This is a genomic window from Brevibacterium sanguinis, from assembly GCF_003315415.1.
In the GTDB taxonomy this organism is placed as follows: Bacteria; Actinomycetota; Actinomycetes; order Actinomycetales; family Brevibacteriaceae; genus Brevibacterium; species Brevibacterium celere_A.
Genome location: NZ_QNSB01000017.1, coordinates 1 through 17,530, shown reverse-complemented (window position 1 = coordinate 17,530; position 17,530 = coordinate 1). Strand labels below are relative to the sequence as shown.

At 68.4% G+C, this 17,530-nt stretch carries 10 protein-coding genes and 1 pseudogene; 4 read left to right on the top strand and 7 right to left on the bottom strand.

The annotated features are described in order from the left end of the window. Positions 1-31: 31 nt before the first annotated feature. A complete protein-coding gene (locus DFO65_RS16530) occupies positions 32-3,097 on the bottom strand; it encodes a cytochrome P450 (protein ID WP_245940844.1) in 3,066 nt (1,021 codons plus the stop codon). 107 nt (positions 3,098-3,204) lie between these two features. Between DFO65_RS16530 and DFO65_RS16525 the strand changes: the two genes are divergently transcribed. Next, a complete protein-coding gene (locus tag DFO65_RS16525; protein WP_245940843.1) occupies positions 3,205-4,128 on the top strand; it encodes a LysR substrate-binding domain-containing protein in 924 nt (307 codons plus the stop codon). A 15-nt stretch (positions 4,129-4,143) separates the two neighbouring features. On the opposite strand, the gene DFO65_RS16520 is transcribed toward DFO65_RS16525, so the two are convergent. The 4 genes from DFO65_RS16520 to DFO65_RS16505 are packed head-to-tail and all read right to left on the bottom strand — an operon-like array spanning position 4,144 to position 8,416. Continuing rightward, complete coding sequence (locus DFO65_RS16520; RefSeq protein WP_113905550.1) at positions 4,144-5,142, bottom strand: EamA family transporter; 999 nt, start codon at positions 5,140-5,142, stop codon at positions 4,144-4,146. A 52-nt stretch (positions 5,143-5,194) separates the two neighbouring features. Next, positions 5,195-6,637, bottom strand: coding sequence for an aldehyde dehydrogenase family protein (locus DFO65_RS16515; RefSeq protein ID WP_113905549.1), 1,443 nt, complete (start codon positions 6,635-6,637; stop codon positions 5,195-5,197). Beyond that, on the bottom strand, positions 6,634-7,035 hold the full coding sequence (locus DFO65_RS16510) for a sterol carrier family protein (RefSeq protein WP_113905548.1): 402 nt from the start codon (positions 7,033-7,035) through the stop codon (positions 6,634-6,636). The genes DFO65_RS16515 and DFO65_RS16510 overlap by 4 nt, the downstream gene beginning before the upstream one ends. Further along, complete coding sequence (locus tag DFO65_RS16505; RefSeq protein WP_245940842.1) at positions 7,013-8,416, bottom strand: asparaginase; 1,404 nt, start codon at positions 8,414-8,416, stop codon at positions 7,013-7,015. Before DFO65_RS16505 ends, DFO65_RS16510 begins: the two co-directional genes overlap by 23 nt. A 33-nt stretch (positions 8,417-8,449) precedes the next feature. Here DFO65_RS16505 and purD point away from each other — a divergent pair, with 33 nt between their 5' ends. Then, positions 8,450-10,876 carry a phosphoribosylamine--glycine ligase gene (gene purD / locus DFO65_RS16500; protein ID WP_113905547.1) on the top strand — a complete coding sequence of 809 codons (2,427 nt, stop codon included), beginning with the start codon at positions 8,450-8,452 and terminating at the stop codon, positions 10,874-10,876. A gap of 197 nt (positions 10,877-11,073) precedes the next feature. Here the strand turns inward: purD and DFO65_RS16495 are convergent, their stop codons facing one another. Then, positions 11,074-11,868: a TetR/AcrR family transcriptional regulator gene (locus DFO65_RS16495; protein ID WP_245940841.1), complete on the bottom strand. Its 795-nt coding sequence runs from the start codon at positions 11,866-11,868 to the stop codon at positions 11,074-11,076. Between the two features lie 308 nt (positions 11,869-12,176). On the opposite strand from DFO65_RS16495, the pseudogene DFO65_RS16490 reads away from it, so the two are divergent. Then, positions 12,177-12,870, top strand: a pseudogene (locus DFO65_RS16490) (DUF899 domain-containing protein). Between the two features lie 236 nt (positions 12,871-13,106). Here DFO65_RS16490 and DFO65_RS16485 read toward each other — a convergent pair. Further along, positions 13,107-14,927 (bottom strand): HNH endonuclease signature motif containing protein, encoded by a 1,821-nt coding sequence (locus DFO65_RS16485; protein ID WP_181778765.1) that lies wholly within the window; start codon positions 14,925-14,927, stop codon positions 13,107-13,109. An 842-nt stretch (positions 14,928-15,769) separates the two neighbouring features. On the opposite strand from DFO65_RS16485, the gene DFO65_RS16480 reads away from it, so the two are divergent. After that, on the top strand, positions 15,770-17,530 hold a 1,761-nt coding region (locus tag DFO65_RS16480; protein ID WP_147233391.1), incomplete at its 3' end, for an amidohydrolase.

The following is a 17,530-nucleotide window of genomic DNA, read 5'->3' as shown; positions in this document are numbered from 1 at the left end:
CCGCACCTGTCCGGGGCCAGGGCCCATCGGCTCAGGCCGGCGAGAGCTCCGCGGACAGGTTTGCGAGGACACCCTCGGCCCATTCGCAGGCGGCCTCCGCGGCGGGGATGACGCCTCCTGCGTCGTGGCGGCCGTACTCGCCCTCTCGCTTCGCACCACAGGCCTCGAGTGCCTCGGTGAGCAGTTCGCTGCCCCGCGAATACGTCTTCGTGTAGCTCGCGTCGCCCATGCCGAACACGGCGAAGCGCACTCCGGCGAGGTCGGGCGTGTCCTCTCGCAGGGCCGCGTAGAAGTCGGCTGCCGAACTCGGAACCTCCCCGTCGCCGTAGGTCGAGCACACGAGGAGGTGGAACCGGCCCGGGTCGAGATCGGATGGTCGGATCGAGGACAGATCGGCGACCTCCACGTCGTCGCGGTCGCCGAACAGCATGCCGATCTCCTCGGCGACGAGTTCCGCATTGCCCGACTCGGTCCCGAAGAGGATCGTCAGCGGCACCCCGGACAGCAGCGGGTCGTGGCGCGCACCCGCCGAGGTGCGCGGCTCTGACATGTCGATACTGTCGTCGCGTGCCACGTCGAGGAGCCCGTCCCACGTGGTGATCTTCGCCCGGCATCGTTCCGGGCCGGCTTCGAGGCACTCCCTGTGGTCGATGCGCCGCCACCCGACGAAGTCGGTGGCCTGGGCATGGGGTTCGAGACCTTCGGCTCCCGTCGAGATCGTGCCGGCGCTGACCTCGGCAGCGAGGTTCGCGGCCAGGGCCCGGGCGTCGGCGCGCTGGTCGGGGATGGTGCCGCGCCCGTTGCCTCTGAGCCAGCCGATGGCGAACAGACCGTCATCGACCTTGCCGTCGGCCGGGATGGGGGAGATCGGGCAGAGTCCCAGCTTCGCGCTCTCGCGGGTATTCCGGATGAACCCGATCGCGGTGATCACCGAGTCGGCAGTCAGGTGAATTGTCCGGCCGGCGTGGCGCACGTCGATGCCGGACACCGACGAGGTGCCGGTGATCGCCTCAGGTGTGGCGGTGAACCACCAGTGCACCTCGATGCCGCCCTCCGGGGCTTGGTCTGCGGTGCTCGCGAGCTCCACGAGAGCATCGAGTCTCGCGTCCTTTCCCGGCGTGATCTCTGAGAGGTCGACGCCATGGAGGATGTGGGTGAGACCGGGCACACGCGCGAGTTCGCGGATCATCACAGGATCGAATCTGGCCGCGCTCGGACCCGAGCGTCCGATGACGTCGAGCCGCCTGAGGCCATTCGCCAGAGACGAGTGGACGGCGTCGTCGATGTCGCTGCCCGCGAGCGCTGCGGGTGCGCAGGTGAGCAGGCGGAGAATGTCGATCGCGACGTTCCCGTGTCCGATGAGGGCGACCCGCCTGCCGAGCCTCGGCTTCTTCGCGTCGCTGTCGTCGTGCTCGTCGGGGTGGCCGTTGAGGAGGCGGGTGATGGTGCCGGCGGAGTGAACGTTCTCGAGATCGGCGCCGGGGATGTCCAGCGGTCGGTCGTGGGAGAGGCCTGTGGCAAGGACGACGGCGTCGTAGCCGGCTCTGAGGGCGTCGATGGTGACGTCCGTGCCGAGTTCGGTGTTGCCGATGAACCGTGCCCGGGAGTCCGAGAACAGCCGATCGAACTGGGTGGACACGGATTTGGTGCCCTGGTGATCAGCGGCGACACCGTACCTCAGCAGTCCGTAGGGCACGGGGAGCCTGTCGTAGACAGCGACGGAGGATCCGGGGATCTGACGGAGGATCTCCTTGGCGCTGAAGCATCCGGCCGGCCCCGCCCCGATGACGGCGACTCTGGGCCCGATCCCATCACCGGCCTGCTCGTCTGCTCTCGACCCGAGCCCTCCTCGGGGGCCATAGTCGGGAGCGCCGGCGGCTGCGGTCCAGGTGACCGGCAGTGTGAGCGGGCCGCGGAAGACCCAGCCGCCGAGCTTCGCCTCCCCGGAGTCGTCGATGTCGAGATCGCGCAGACTGTTGAAGAGCAGCGGCAGGGCGACTTCGGCGATCTGGGCTCGCGCCGCCCAGTTCCCCAGACAGACGTGGGTGCCTTTGCTGAAGGCCAGGTGGGGTTTGACCTCGCGGTGGATGTCGAACCTGTCGGCGTCGTTCCAGACGGTCTCGTCCCGGTTGGCCGAGAGAACGCAGATGCCGAGCTTGGCACCGGCAGGCAGGTGGGTCCCCGCCAGGACGGTGTCGCGGGTGACCTGGCGGGAGTACATCCCGATCGGGGCGACCCAGCGGATGGTCTCTTCGAACACGATCGGCCACAGATCGGGGTTGGCCATGACGGCGGCACGTTGGTCGGGATGGCGGAACATGGCGAGCGCTGCGACGCCGAGGGCGTCACGGGGCTCGTTGAGCCCGCCGCCGATGGTCATCTTGATGTTCGCTCGGATCTGCTCGATCGGCATGCGGTCCCCGGGCATGGACAGCAGGGCGGAGATGAGTGAGTCGTCGCGGTGCGTGAGATGGTGTTCGAGCATCTCGTCGAGGGCCGTGTCGACCTCGGTGAAGGACCGCTCTCCCCTGGCCCAGACCTCAGGGTCGTCAGCATAGTTGCCCGTGGCGTCGATGAGGGTCTGGGACCAGCGTTGGAGGTCGGACCGATCCGCATTGTAGAGGCCGAGCATGCGGCGCAGGGTCTCGGCGGCGTACGGGGCGGCGAAGTCCCAGATGAGGTCGGCGCCCGGTCCCTTCTCGATGAGTTCGCCGAGCACCTCCTCGGCCACCTCCCGGTACATCGACACCCACACGCGCTTGACGTAGCCGGGTTTGAGGACGGGCTGCCAGGCGCGGCGCTGCGCGTAGTGCTCGGGATCGTCGCGACGGAGCATGGAGTGGCCCATCGCGCGGATCTGCAGCGAACCCTCCTCGTCGGCGGAGAAGATCTCCTGGTCGTGCTCGGTGGCGTTGACGGCTTCGTAGCTGGTGATGAGGTAGCGGTTGACCGCCGGCACCCAATGGACCCCTCCCTCGGCTCGGAGGCGTTCGTAGATGGGAAACGGATCGTCGTAGAGATCCGGGATCGTCACCCAGTCCGCGACCGGCGCGGAGACTCCCGGACGACGTGTGTCGGTGTGCAGGTGAGAAGTCACCGTTGTCCTCCCTCGCAGTGATGGCGTCTGTGCCATGGCGTTCTCAGCCCAGTATGTGCAGAATGGAATCAAAGGAAAAGCGGAATAAATTGAATTACTAATCCGGAATGGCGAATATGCACCCTCACCAGCCGCCGAAGTTCAGCCTGAGACAGCTCTCCTATCTGATGACGGCCGCCCGCTTGGGAACGATCTCGGCCGCTGCGGCCGAGCTGCACGTGTCGTCCTCGGCGATCTCGGATTCGATCACGGCACTCGAGCATCAGCTTCAGTCACAGCTGTGCATCCGCCGGAAGGCGCAGGGACTGGTGCTCACCGCAGCGGGGAAGCGGGTGGTCGAACGGGGGCGCGCTCTCATCGCCGAGGCGAATGAGCTGGAGAGCGAGCTCAGGACGAACGACGGCGAATTGGCCGGCCCGATCACGATCGGCTGCTATCCGACTCTGGCGCCGATGATCCTGCCCGTGCTGCTCGCGGACTTCGGGGAGCAGCACCCGCGCGTCAACCTCGAGATCGTCGAGACGACGCAGGATCGGCTGACCGGTCGTCTGGAGTCGGGCGAGATCGATGTCGCCTTCGTCTATGAGACGCTCATCCCGGGCACTCCGAACCATGCCACGCTGTTCGCCCAACCGGCCCACGTGATCCTGGCCGCCGACGATCCGTTCGCCCCGCGCGAGACGGTTCGACTCGAGGACCTTGTCGAGAGGGACATGATCCTCCTCGATTCTCCTCCATCGAGTCAGCACACCCTGTCGATGTTCCACGCGCGTGGACTGCGGCCGAAGATCCGCCATCGCACCACCAGCTACGAGGTGGTGAGAACCCTCGTCGCGCGAGGGCTCGGCTACGGAGTCCTCGTGCAACGACTGGGCAATCCCGCCAGCTATGAGGGGTACCCGCTCGTGACGAAGGAGATCGAGCCGGCGGTCGAGCCGGTCGGTGTCGAAGTCATCTGGCCGTCGAATGCGGTCGTACCGGCGCGAGTCTCGGCCCTGATCGATTTCGCGCTGGGTGTGCAGTGGAAGTGACATGGCGGGCGCCCCTCACCCGAGGGCGATGCACCCGATTCCGGTGACGACGACGGCCGCGCCGAGCAGCTTCGGCCCGAGGTTCCGCTCACCGAAGACCCACCAGGCGAGCAGGGTGCCGACGACGATCGACGTCTCCCGCACGGGCGCCACGAGCGAGACCGGCGCCTGCTGCATCGAATAAAGGACGAGCAGGTACGCCAGCGGGGAGAGCACCGCGACCGCGACGACCGCCGCCCTGTGGTCGGCGGCGATCGCCGCGAGATCCGCACGACGCGCTCGCGCCCCGGGGCACACGATCATTCCGACCGTCATGAGGACGGCGACCACGCACTCGGACACGGCGAAGTAGAGGAGCGGGGAGTCGGTGATGTGGTTGACGGCGAAGTCGTCCCACAGGGTGTACGCGGCGATGAAGGTCCCGATGAGTCCGCCCCACGCGAGACCGCGAAGCACTCCGCCGCGGTCGTTCCCGGAGAAGCCGCGGCCGGTCCCCGAGGAGCCGCGGGCGTCCGCGGCGGCGTCCGGGTCCACGTCCGCGCCCCCAGCAGCCTCGGGCGATGATCCCGCCACCCTCATCCTCCGTCGCCGTCCGCCGCCCGCGGTGACCAGCGCGATGCCCGCGATGACGACGAGCCCGCCGAGGAGCTCGGGACCGGTCGGCCTCTCGCCGAGGAGGGCCACCGCGACAAGCATCGTGATGACAGGACCGGCGCCGCGGGCGGTCGGATAGACGATGCCGAGTGGTGCGTGGTCGTAGCCGCTCTGCAGGGACACCGAATAGGCGATGTGGATGACCGCGCTCACCGCGGACGCCGCGAGGAGCCGCCAGTCGACGGCCACCGCGCCGGAGACGACGAGCCAGCCGGCGATCGGCAGGAGGAGGATCGCGGACAGGCCGTGATAGGCGAGGACGAAGGCGAAGCCCCTGCCGCTCACCGACTTCGCGACGAGGTTCCACAGCGCGTGCGCCACCGAAGCGACGAGGACGAGACCGAGGACGCCCGGAGTCATCGGACTCCGGTGCCGGCCGCGCGGTCAGCGTCGGCCATCGCCGACCCGGGCCTCACAGCCTGATGACGACGGTCTTCGTCTGCGTGTACTCGTCGAAGGCCTCGATGGACTTCTCCCGGCCGTAGCCGGACTTCTTGAACCCGCCGAACGGCAGCTCCACTCCCCCGCCGGCTCCATAGGTGTTGACGAAGATCTGCCCGGCGTCCACCTCGGCGGCGAGACGATGGGCCCGGGAGAGGTTCTGGGTCCACAGGGCCGAGACCAGACCGTACTCGGTGCCGTTGGCCAGGGCGATCGCCTCGGCGTCGTCGTCGAAGCGCATCGCCGCGACGACGGGCCCGAACACCTCCTCCTGGGCGAGCGCGGACCCGGGTGAGACGTTGTCGACCAGCGTCGGGGCGATGAACGCGCCCCCGGCGAGGTCCTCGGCGAGGCCGTCGGGACGGCGCCCGCCGGTGACGATCTCGGCTCCGCCGATGTCGGTGAGGAAGCCTTCGACCCGCGACTGCTGCTTGCGGGACACGAGCGGACCGAGCATGGGGTCGTCGAGGCCGTGGCCGATCGTCACCTCGCTCATCGCGGCGGCCACCTTCTCGATGACCTCGGCGTGGACGCGCTGGTGGACGATGAGGCGCGAGCCCGCCGAGCACGTCTGGCCCGCGTTCTGGATGATCGACCGGACGAGTGACGGGATCGCGGCATCGACGTCGGCATCGGCGAAGACGATGTTGGCGGACTTCCCGCCGAGCTCGAGGACGGTGGGCACGACCCGGTCCGCTGCGGCATGGGCGATCGCCGACCCGATCTGCGTCGACCCGACGAAGCCGAGGTGAGCGACCTGAGGGTGCGCGCTCAGGGCCGCCCCCGCCTCGGCGCCGAGGCCGGTGACGACGTTGAAGGCACCGGAGGGGAATCCGACGGAGTGGATGAGCTCCGCCAGCCGCACCGTCGAGCGCGGCGTCTCGTCGGCGGGTTTCGCGACGGCGCAGTTGCCGGTCGCGAGCGAGGTCGCGGCCGCACGGCCGATGAGCTGGAGCGGGTAGTTCCAGGCGACGATATGCCCGGTCACGCCGTAGGGCTCGCGGCGGGTGTAGGCGTGCATGTCGTCGGTGAGCGGGATCGTGTGCCCGTAGTACGACTCGATCGTGTGCCCGTAGAACTCGAAGTAGCGGGCGCAGACGTCGACGTCGGCATAGGCCTGGCTCAGCGGTTTGCCCGTGTCCTCCGACTCGAGCCGGGCGAGTTCGTCGCGGTGGCTCCGGACCACCTCGGCCGTGGCGACGAGGAGCCGCGAGCGCTGCTCGGGGCTGCTTCGCTTCCATTCCCGCTGCGCCTTCACGGCCGCCCGCACGGCACGGTCGACTTCGTCCGGCCCTCCGCGGGAGACGTCGCCGAGGTGGTCGCCGGTCGCGGGGTCGATGTTGGCGTAGGTCGTCAGCGAGGGCACGTGCCGTCCGCCGATGAACGACGTGGTCTGCGTGATCTGGGCGCTCATCGCCTGCCTTCCAGTTCGGCTGCCGTGTACAGGGGGAGGTGGTCGCTGAGGTCGGCGCGGGTGCCGGAGGCGTCGACGCTGCCGGCGGCGAGCGCCTCGGCGAAGTCGATCCGCCCGGTGACGAGGTTCAGCCACACCTGAGCCGAGGTCTCGACGACGTTCGGCGGTGTGCCCCGGGTGTGGCGGGGGCCGGGGATGCACTGGGTGACGCCGAAGGGCGGGACCCGGACCTCGACGCTGTTGCCCTCGGCCCGCGAGGCGAGCTCCTCGAGGGTGAACCTGACCGCGGTCGCGGTTGTCGGCCGGTCGGCGGGCGTCCCGTCGGCATCGGCGTGGGCGACCCACATCTCGAGGGCGGTACGGCCCTCGGCCGGGTCAATTCTTCGGCGAATCGCCATCTGACTTCCTCTCGATCCTCGCGCTCACATCTTCGCCCAGCACGATACGCCCGACAACCGCCGTCCGCCCCTCGGAATCGGTGCCGCCGGTGACCGGCTCGGTGAGGTCGGCGATGACCTCGGCGAGGAGTTCCGGGGTGACGCGGGCTTTCTCACGTGCGGTCGCGGGGGCGCTGTGTGCGTCGGTGGTCACCGAGGTGGCGCGGCGGTCGGCCTTCGCCGGGTTGTCTCGCGTGCCGTCCTTCGCCGAGGCGGCGGGACGGTCATCGTTCGCCGAGATATCGCGACGGTCGTCGTTCGCCGAGGTGGCGCGGTGGTCGTCGTTCCAAACCGCGTTTCGACCGTCGTCGAAGGCGCCCGCCCGATCGAGCAGCGTCAGCGCCACGGGGGTGAGGGCGCGGGAGGACCCGTCGAGGCACTTGACCGCGACCGAGTATCCCGTGGCGGTGGCCATGACGATGACCCCCTCCGCGCCGCCTTTGGCGAAGACGCCGAGGCGCTCGATGACCGTCGTGTTCGGCCTGCCCGCTCCCTCGATCGCCCAGGGGTGGGCGAAGACACCGTCCATGAGGGTGCGCGCCTCGCGTGCCCACTCGAGCTCGCTCCCGGCGTCCGCGCCGGCCACGTCCGCGCTCCCCAAGTCGGCACTGCTCGGGCCGGCACTGCCCCTGTCAGCGCTGCTCAGGTCAGCACTGCCGACGTCGGCACTGCCCGGGTCGGCACTGCCGAGTCGCACGACGCGCCCGATCGCCCGGGCGAGCCCGGTGAGCGTGAGCGCGAACACCGGCGCCCCGCAGCCGTCGACGCCGACCGCGGACGGCGGCTCACCGGCGAAGGCCTCGACCACCTCGGCGACCGTCCGCTGAACGACGTGGTCCGGGTCGAGGTAGCTCGCGGTCGCGGCGTCCTGGGCCACGGCCGCCATGAGGAAGGCGGCATGCTTGCCGGAGCAGTTGAAGTGCAGCGGCGATCTCGCCTCCTTCGTCCCCGAGCGGAAGGCACGCTCCTGCAGCTCGGCCCGGAAGGCACCATCGGCGGGGTGGGCGGCCGGGCACCGGAGGTCGGCTGGGGTGAGTCCGGCGGAGGCGAGCATCGACTCGACGACCTCGGCGTGGCGGGCCTCGCACCGGTGGGAGGCCATGGCCAGCGCCGCGGCGGGGCCGCTCACCTCGGCGCCGAGGCACATCGCCGCGATCGCCTGGAGCGGTTTGAGGCTAGACCGGGGGAACACGGGAGCATCGGCGGCGCCCAGGCTGAGCACCGGGAAACCCTGCGGGTCGAGGACCACGGCGGATCCGATGTGACGGGATTCGATGAATCCGCTGCGTTCGACGGCGGCCAGTTCGACCGCCTCGGCGGGAGTGAAGGTGGTTCGGCTCACGCACTCCAGCCTACGACCTTATAGGCTGGTGATGTGAAGGTTCTTGTCATCGGTTCGGGCTCCCGCGAACACGCCCTCGTCCTCGCTCTCAGTCGTGATCCTCAGGTCGATGCGGTGATCGCCGCGCCGGGCAATCCCGGCATCGCGCAGATCGCCCACACTCAGCCCGTCGACGCGACGGATCCGGCCGCGGTCACCGCACTGGCGGAGACCCTCGACGTCGATCTCGTCGTCGTCGGCCCGGAGGCGCCGCTCGTCGCCGGCGTCGCCGACGCCCTGCGCGAGGCCTCGTTCCCTGTCTTCGGCCCCAGCTCCGAGGCCGCGCACCTCGAGGGGTCGAAGGCGTTCGCGAAGGAGGTCATGGAGGCCGCAGGCGTGCCCACCGCGCGGGCGATCGTCGCCCACAGCCGCGCCGAGGCGGAGGCCGCCCTCGACGAGTTCGGCGCGCCGTTCGTCGTCAAGGCCGATGGTCTGGCCGCCGGCAAGGGCGTCGTCGTCACCTCCGACCGCGACGAAGCTCTGACCCACGCCACCTCCTGCCTCGAGGTCTCCGACAGGGTCGTTATCGAGGACTATCTCGACGGCCCCGAGGTCTCCCTCTTCGTCCTCTGCGACGGGTCACGCACCGTGCCCCTGGCCCCGGCACAGGACTTCAAGCGCATCGGCGACGGCGACACCGGCCCGAACACCGGCGGCATGGGCGCTTACTCCCCGCTGCCGTGGGCTCCCGCCGGGCTCGTCGACGACATCGTCGGCTCCGTCGCCCAGCCCGTCGTCGACGAGATGGCACGTCGGGGCACCCCGTTCACCGGCCTCCTCTACTGCGGTCTGGCCTTGACGTCGAAGGGGCTGCGCGTCGTCGAGTTCAACGTGCGATTCGGCGATCCGGAGACCCAATCCGTCCTCGCCCGGCTGCGCTCCCCGCTGGGGCAGACGCTGCTGGCCGCCGCGGAGGGCCGCCTCGACGAGGTGGGCGACCTCGATTGGGATCCCCGCGCATCGGTCACCGTCGTCATGGCCGCCGAGAACTACCCGGACTCCCCGCGCACCGGCGACATCATCCTCGGCCTCGACTCCGCCGACAGCGCCGAGGACATCAGCGTCCTCCACGCCGGCACCGCATGGGCGCAGGGACCCAGTGGCGGTCATGCTCCGGAGGACGCCGTCATCACCGGCGACCTCGCCGAGGCGGGCGACGTCGTCACCGCCGGTGGGCGGGTGCTCTCGGTCGTGTCCCTCGGTGCCGACCTCGACGAGGCCCGGACGAAGGCCTACGAAGCCGTCGCGACGATCCGCTGGGACGGTGAGCAGCACCGCACCGACATCGCCGAGGCGGCTGCCCGCGGTGAGATCGCGCTGTCCGACATCTACCTTGCCCCGGCACCCGGGGACTCTGGCACCACCGCGGCGTCCGGGGACTCGTCGGCCCCGGGCCTTGCGACCTCCTCGACGTCCGGAGGTTCGGCGGCACCAGAGCCTCCGTCCGACTCCGTGTCGGGCGGCTCGTCGGGTCCGGGCCCTGCGACCGCCTCGGCGCCGGGGGGCTCATCGGCTCCGGGCCCTGCGACCGCCTCGGCGCCGGTCGTTCCGGGCTGGAGGCACGTGTACTCGGGCAAGGTCCGCGACCTCTACATTCCCGAGTCGGCAGTCGATGTCGCCTCGGCGCCGGAGCTGCTCATGGTCGCGTCCGACCGCATCTCCGCCTACGACTGGGTCCTCGACTCCGAGATCCCCGACAAGGGCAAGGTGCTCACGGGCCTGAGCCTGTGGTGGTTCGACCAGCTCGCCGAGGTGATCGGCAACCACGTCATCAGCTCCGACGTCCCGGAGGCCGTGCGGGGGCGAGGCCTCATCGTGCAGAACCTCACGATGATCCCCGTCGAATGCGTGGCCCGCGGCTACCTCACCGGATCGGGTCTGGCCGATTACAGGGCCACCGGCTCGGTCTGCGGGATCCCTCTGCCGGCCGGTCTCGTCGAGGCCGACCGCCTCGAGCCCGCGATCTTCACACCTGCGACGAAGGCCGCGGTGGGCGAGCACGACGAGAACGTCAGCTTCGAGCACGTGGCATCGACGATCGGGCAGGAGCAGGCGGAGCGCATCCGCGACCTGACGATCGAGATCTACCAGCGCGCCGAGGGGATCGCCCGCGAACGCGGGATCATCCTCGCGGACACGAAGTTCGAGTTCGGGACCCTGCCCGACGGCACGATCGTCCTCGGCGACGAGGTCCTCACTCCGGATTCCTCCCGCTTCTGGGACGCGTCGCAGTACGAGGCGGGGACGAGCCAGCCGAGCTTCGACAAGCAGTTCGTCCGCGACTGGCTGACCCGGGAATCGGGCTGGGACAGGGCCTCGGACACTCCTCCGCCTCCGCTGCCCGCTGAGGTGGTCGAGAAGACCCGCGCCCGCTACATCGAGGCGTTCGAGACGCTGACGGGAGAGCGCTTCCCCGCCTGAAGTCGCGACGATCGGCGGGTGGGAGGAACGCGGCCCGCGGGTCAGAGGATCCCGGGTCAGCGGGCCGCGTGCCCGCGCTCGTTCAGCCCGATTGCCGTGGCGCTCGACCCAGCGGTTGAGAGGGACCCGACCTGCCCTCGTTCAGCACGATCGCCGGGACGCTCGAACCGGTCTGCGGGTGGGAGGAATGCACCGGGTCAGAGGATCCCGGCGATGATGTCGTCGACCACGCGCGCGGCCAGTGACATCGCCTCGGCGGGGCCCAGCTGACGAAGAGGGCCATGGACGACGAGTCCCGCGAAGCCGTGGACCGCGCTCCAGCACGACCACTCCGCCCCGGCTCGCCGATCGGGACGCAGCTCTCCGGCGGCGACCATGTGGTCGAGCGCGTCGACGAGGAGTGCGAACGGTGGCGCCGTCGCCTGCCCCTGATCGGTTGAGCCGGCACCACCGGTGCCATCCGAGGAGACGTCAGCGGCGGCGCTGGTGGCTCCCTCGACGCCATCGGACGGGTTCTCGAGCACGCGAATCCGATCAGCCTCGTGCTGCGCACTGCTGCGATCTTCGGGCGCGGGACCATACTGTTCAGGGCCGAAGAACGCAGTGTCGAACCACCCCGGTTCGGAGACGGCGAATTCGATGTAGCCCAGGCCCACTGCGCGAAGTCGGGAGCGCTGCGGGGAGTCGGGGGGCAGATCGGCAATGAGCTCTCTCATGTGTGCGGCCATCTTCTCGAGGATCTCGGCCGCAACAGCCGCAAGCAGCGCCTGCTGATCGGTGAAATGCCGATACGCCGCGTTCGCCGACACTCCCACCTCCCGTGTCACCGCCCGCAGGCCCAGACCTCGGGGGCCGTGTGCACGGGTGATGGTCAGGCCCTCGTCGATGAGCGCTCGGCGCAGGTCTCCGTGGTGGTACGAATTCTTCTCCCTGACCACTACCGCCTCCCGGGAATCGAGCGTAGACTGCTCATTGAAGTTCACAGTGTACACATACGGGCCCTATCGCAGAGCGTTCTGCACCAGGGACGGACAGCGAAGTCCCCCGAGTCCCGGGATTGAACTGTCCGATCGGGGAGCCCGACCGGTCAGCAGCCGTTCGGTCAGTGTCCGACCCGTCGGTGGCCGGACACTCAGCGCTCGATCGGCCAGCGCCCGACCACTCATCGGCCGAAAAGTCAGCACTTGACCGGTGAGTGACTGGCCAGACAGCACTTGACCGGCCAGCGCCCGACCGGTCAATGGCCGAACAAGTGGATAACCGCGGCTCAGGGTCGCCGAACAGGAGATGAGGGACAACGATGACCACCACCGGAAAACCTCCGGTAGCCGATGAGGCGACATGGCAGCAGGAGCTCGACCGATTGCGAGAGCGCGAGAAGGCCGCCACCCGCGAACTCGACGCGATCGCCGCCCAGCGTCGTCGTCTGCCGATGGTTCGAGATGCCCGACTACACGCTCGAGGGCGCGAACGGTCCCGTCCGCCTCGCCGAGGTGTTCGAGGGCAGACGACAGCTCATCGTCTACAACCACATGTGGCACCCCGGCGAGGAATGGCAATGCGGAGGATGCACCTGGTTCTCCTCGCAGTTCACTCGGCTGGATTTCCTCGCCAATTGGGATGCGCGATTCGTCATCGTCACTCAGGGGCCGATCGATGAGGCGCTCGACTATCGTCGGAAGGTCGGCAACCGCATGCCCTGGTACTCGACGGCGAACAGCGACTTCGGAGCCGACGTCGGCGCGCCGCCTGGCGGCGGGTTCGCACTCAACGTCTTCTTCCGCGATGGCGACACCGTGTACCGCACGTGGAGTACGACCAGCCGTGGAGTCGAGCAGGTCAGTCACGTCTTCCCGCTCATCGACGTGCTCCCCTGGGGCCGCCAGGAGGAGTGGCAGGACTCGCCGGAAGGCTGGCCCCAGTCGGAGGCCTACAGCAGGTGGCCCGACTCCCCGGACATCGCGGCGCTCTACGGCGAGACCCGAGCGACATGAGCGCTTCAGTCACGGGCTCTGCCATGCCTGAATGATCCGAGGCCCAACCCCGAACCCCTTCGAATCCGACACATCCCCACCGTGGCCGGTCGGAGCCGCCCCTGACCGGAGCGGCTCCGACCGGCCGCGGCCTTTTGTCAGCGCTCCGACTGGAGCTGTCTCGGCCTTGCCTCGTCCGGCCGAGGACCCGAGAGCTTTCCTGCGGACAGAGTTGTCCCCTGAACCTGGATCGACCGTCAATCGAAGAGGGTCTCGATGATCTCGCGGGCGATGAATCGAGCGTGCAGGATCGGTTTCCGAGCCGGATCGATCGAAGCGGGTGGCACCCATGCCGGTCGGCCGTCCTTGAGCATCACCGTGTGCCAGTCCGATTTGTCGATCAAGTGATGATGGCGGCCGCACGTCAACGTGAGGTTCGACAGACTCGTCCTCCCCTGCTCCGCCCACGGCACGATGTGGTGGGCGTCGCACCAACCCGGTGGAGTCTCACAGCCCGGGAACGTGCATCCCTGGTCACGGGAGGCGAGGATCGCCAATTGCTTCGCATTGGCGTATCTCTTCTCCGTCGTCACCTGAACTGTCTTCGCCTCTTCACTCATCAGGTGGAAGAACACTGCCCCGTTCAGACCCCCTGCCGCCAGCTCCGTGATCGGAACCGGAGTCTCGGCCCCCGAAACGCCTGCACCCTTCCGCTCGGCGAGTTCATCGGCTTTCGCCGTGACCACGAGCGCGTAGGGGGCGCCGGCAGCCACCCGAGTCATGTCGATGCGTGACATCAATGTGGAGAAGCGCTCATAGATCCGATTCTTCACCGAACCCTGCTCGCTTCGAACATCGACGATTGTTCCGTCCTCGCGCACTCCGAACCCGGCGGGAACCTCATCCGCGGCTGAGTAGTCAGAGCCATTCGCACCAGAGGAATCCGAGCGCGGCCCTGATTCGGTGCCGCGCGTCCTGGAATCGGTGCCGCGCGGCCCTGATTCGGTGCCGAACGCGGTTCCGACCGGGAGCAGAGGAGCGTCGTACCGATCACCGCTGAGCACGGCATCGAAGATCTCGAACATCTCCTGCGCGCTTCGGTCTGCTGAGTCGGCCGGCGCATTGTTCGCGTCCGCTGCGCCGGCAGTCGCGCCGATGACTCGAGCCCCTTCAGTGCCTGCAGAGTCACCGGCACCAACCATGGCAGCGGCTGCGGAATCGCCGGCGGCCGTCCCGTCAGCGCGTGCGGAAGCGCCAGCGGCAGGCCCACTCGCGGCGGCGTCACGTTCCGCGGCGGATTGGATCCTCGACGTCAGCAGCCCGTGCAGCACTCCCCCGGTGATCGGATCGAGCAGCCCCGTCAGGTCCCAGTCCCCGTCCTTGCGGCTGCGCAGATTCACCCTGTACATCGACCGGTCCTGCGGATCTTTCGGTTCCTGCCCGTCAGGATCGATCTCGTCGAGTATGCGCTTGAAGATCACCCGCAGATCCGCGACCCGCACCTGCGGCGCATGCTCGACCAGAATGCGCTCGGTCTCCGCCCGCACTTCAGGCCCGAACCTGCTCGGCAGCTTCTCAAGGCATTCACCGATCACCGCGGCCTGGCCCGCCGAGAGCACTCCGGAGTGCAGACCTTCGGCGACCGCTGGACACAGAGGCTCCACGGACTGACCGGAGAGACCTACCCGATTGCCGAGATTCTTCGCCAACTCCGTTCGACGGGCAGCCTCAGTCCCGGTGAGCTGCAGGCGATTCTGAACCAGATCCCTCGTGCTCTTCGCTCCGAAGTCCGTCGGAGTACCACACCGCTCGAAGACCGCCAGCGCCAAGGCCGACAGGCTTTCGAGGATCCGCGTGGCAGTCTCAATCCCATCGACGACCAGCACCGCCTCATCAGGCCCCATCGGACGATCGAAGGTTCGCAGATCGTTCTTGAGGTGGTCAAGGCTCTCAATGCTCGATGTCAGCTCCGGCGCGATCCGCGACAGATCCTGCCACGCCTCATCGCTGAGCAGGGGATGCTGAACAGCGGGCTCGGCACCGGATGCCGATGACGAGCCGACCGCAGAGCCCGACAATGACCTGAAGCGAGAGTCCGAAGGAGAGCCGGAACGAAAGTCGGAAGGAGCGTTGGAGCGAGAGTCGGAAGGAGCGTTGGAACGAGGGTCTGGACCAAACAGTTCGGCTGCCTCGCCACTTCCGGAACCGACCGCCCCAGAAGGCAGAGCCGCGCTGTCATAGCGCCTGGCCTTCTTCCTACGGTCGGGGGTGAGAGTCATGGTCTCGGTTCCGTTCGTCAACATCCATGTTGCCCGTTGAAGTCAATCATAATGGCCTGAATCGAATATGTCTACAGTTATTTTCGTACTGAGATCAGTATTTTCTATTCGTGGTGGTGTTCCGATCCAGGTGCGCTCTTCACTGCCGCTCATCCTTGCCGCCTCTTTCGCTCGTATGCTCCAGCAGCCTCTTCGCCTCCGTGCTGTTGCGGCCACACTATCGAACGGCACTGACGCAGGACCGCCGCGATCGGTCGACGCAGACGACCGCTCCCTCACCACATGAATTCAGCCAGGTCATCCTCGCAGGCAGACAGTGCACCCGAAGCTACGGGCGCGCAGCTGACCCAAGGCTCACGCGGCGCGTCCCCTCCCGCGCCCACTGGACGCTCGGAGACAAGAACACGAAATACGCAACAGTAGAGATTGATTTCGCAGGTTTGATTCTCGTTCCTGCAGTTCACAGCACAGTCCAGGGCTCCCCGCGACTGATTCAGTGGCATGCGCCACATCTTTCGGTTATTGTATGGCCATACAGGGACTGGACCCGTCCTTACGGAGACTGGCCCTCGTCACCTCGGCAAGCACCCGGCCATCCGGCCTGCAGAACACCCTTCGACAAGGAAGTCAGGAGGACATTCTTGGACCTCGACATTCTCGACGCCACGATCTTCGACGGCCACTCCGTCCTGCCCGCAGACCGCATCAGCATCCGCGGCGGCATCGTGACCGAGATCGGCACCGGTGCACCTGCTCAGCTGGCCGAACGCACGATCGAAGCGGCAGGACGGTTGGTCACTCCCGGCTTCGTCGACGCCCACGTCCACACCACCTTCGGCGGTCAGGAGTCGCTGGCCTGCGACCTCAGCGGATGCGAGGGTCTCGACGAGGCGATGGCAGCCATCCGCGCGCATCTCGATTCCACCGCGGACTCCGGTGAGGAATGGGTCACCGGCGGCGGCTGGTCGATGGCCGACTTCCCCGGCGGAGCCCCGCGCGCCGAGCTCCTCGACGCACTCGGCACGACCAGACCGATCATGCTCGTCAGCCGCGACCACCACTCCGCATGGGTGAACTCGACGGCGATGGCGGTCGCCGGCCTCGATGCAACCACCTCCACCCCGGCGGGCGGTGTCATCGAGAAGGATCCGGACGGGACCCCGACGGGCTGCCTCCACGAATCCGCGATGGACATCGTCGGCGCCCACATCCCACCGGCCGGCGACGAGGAGATCCTCGCAGGGCTACTGGCCGGGCAGTCCTATCTCCACCGCCTCGGCGTCACCGCGTGGATGGACGCGATCGTCGGCGACTACTCCGGCCACCGCAGCCCGTACGACGCGTATGTCCGGGCAGAGTCGAACGGTCAGCTGTGCGCCGAGGTCGTCGGGAGTCTGTGGTGGCCGCGCGGGGTCGAGGACATCGACGCCGAGGTCGCACGGCTCGTCGAGCTCCGTCGCACCCATCCCGAGGCCACCGTTCCCGTCCCCAGCACCCACCCCGAGGCGACCGTTCCCGCCGCCGGCACCCACCCTGAGGCGACCGCCTCGTCCCCGCGACCGGGCGCCTTCCGCACCCATTCCGTCAAATTCATGCTCGACGGGATCATCGAGTCCCGAACGGCAGCGATGAGCGCCGAGTACGCCTGTGCCTGCGGCGGATTCGGCACCAGCTACTTCACCCGGGACCACCTGCACCGGGCGTTCGCAGCGCTCGACGCCGCGGGCTTCGACATCCACTGCCACGCGATCGGCGACGCCGCCGTCAAGGCCGCCCTCGACGCGTTCGAGGCCATCGCCGCGGTGCGTCCCGATGCTCGGCATCACATCGCCCACGTCCAGGTCGTCGACCCCGTCGACATCCCTCGTTTCGCCCAGCTCGGTATCACCGCGAACCTCCAGGCCCTGTGGGCGTGCCGGGACCAGCAGATGATCGATCTCAATCTGCCGTGCCTCGGCGAGGAGCGCAGCTCCTGGCAGTACCCGTTCCGCAGCTTCCGCGATTCCGGTGCTCGGCTGGCCATGGGCTCGGACTGGCCGGTGTCGACGGCGGACCCCTGGGAGGCGATCCACGTCGCGGTCAACCGCTCGCACCCACATGACGGGGACGCGGCGCCTCTCGTTCCCGAGGAGGCCATCGACATTCTCACCGCTCTGCGCGCGTACACCTCCGGCTCGGCTCGTCTGCTGCGTTCGAGCACCAACGGCCGGCTCCGACCCGGAACGGTCGCGAACCTGGCGATGGCGAGCGCGAACCCCTTCGAGATCGACCCGGAGAAGCTGCTCGACATCCGCACCGAGCTGACGATCGCCGCCGGCCGCATCGTCCACGACGCGCTCAGCCCGGAGACCGTGCGCCCGAGAGACCCCGACCCGGCCGTCGCCCCGACCCCTGACCCGACC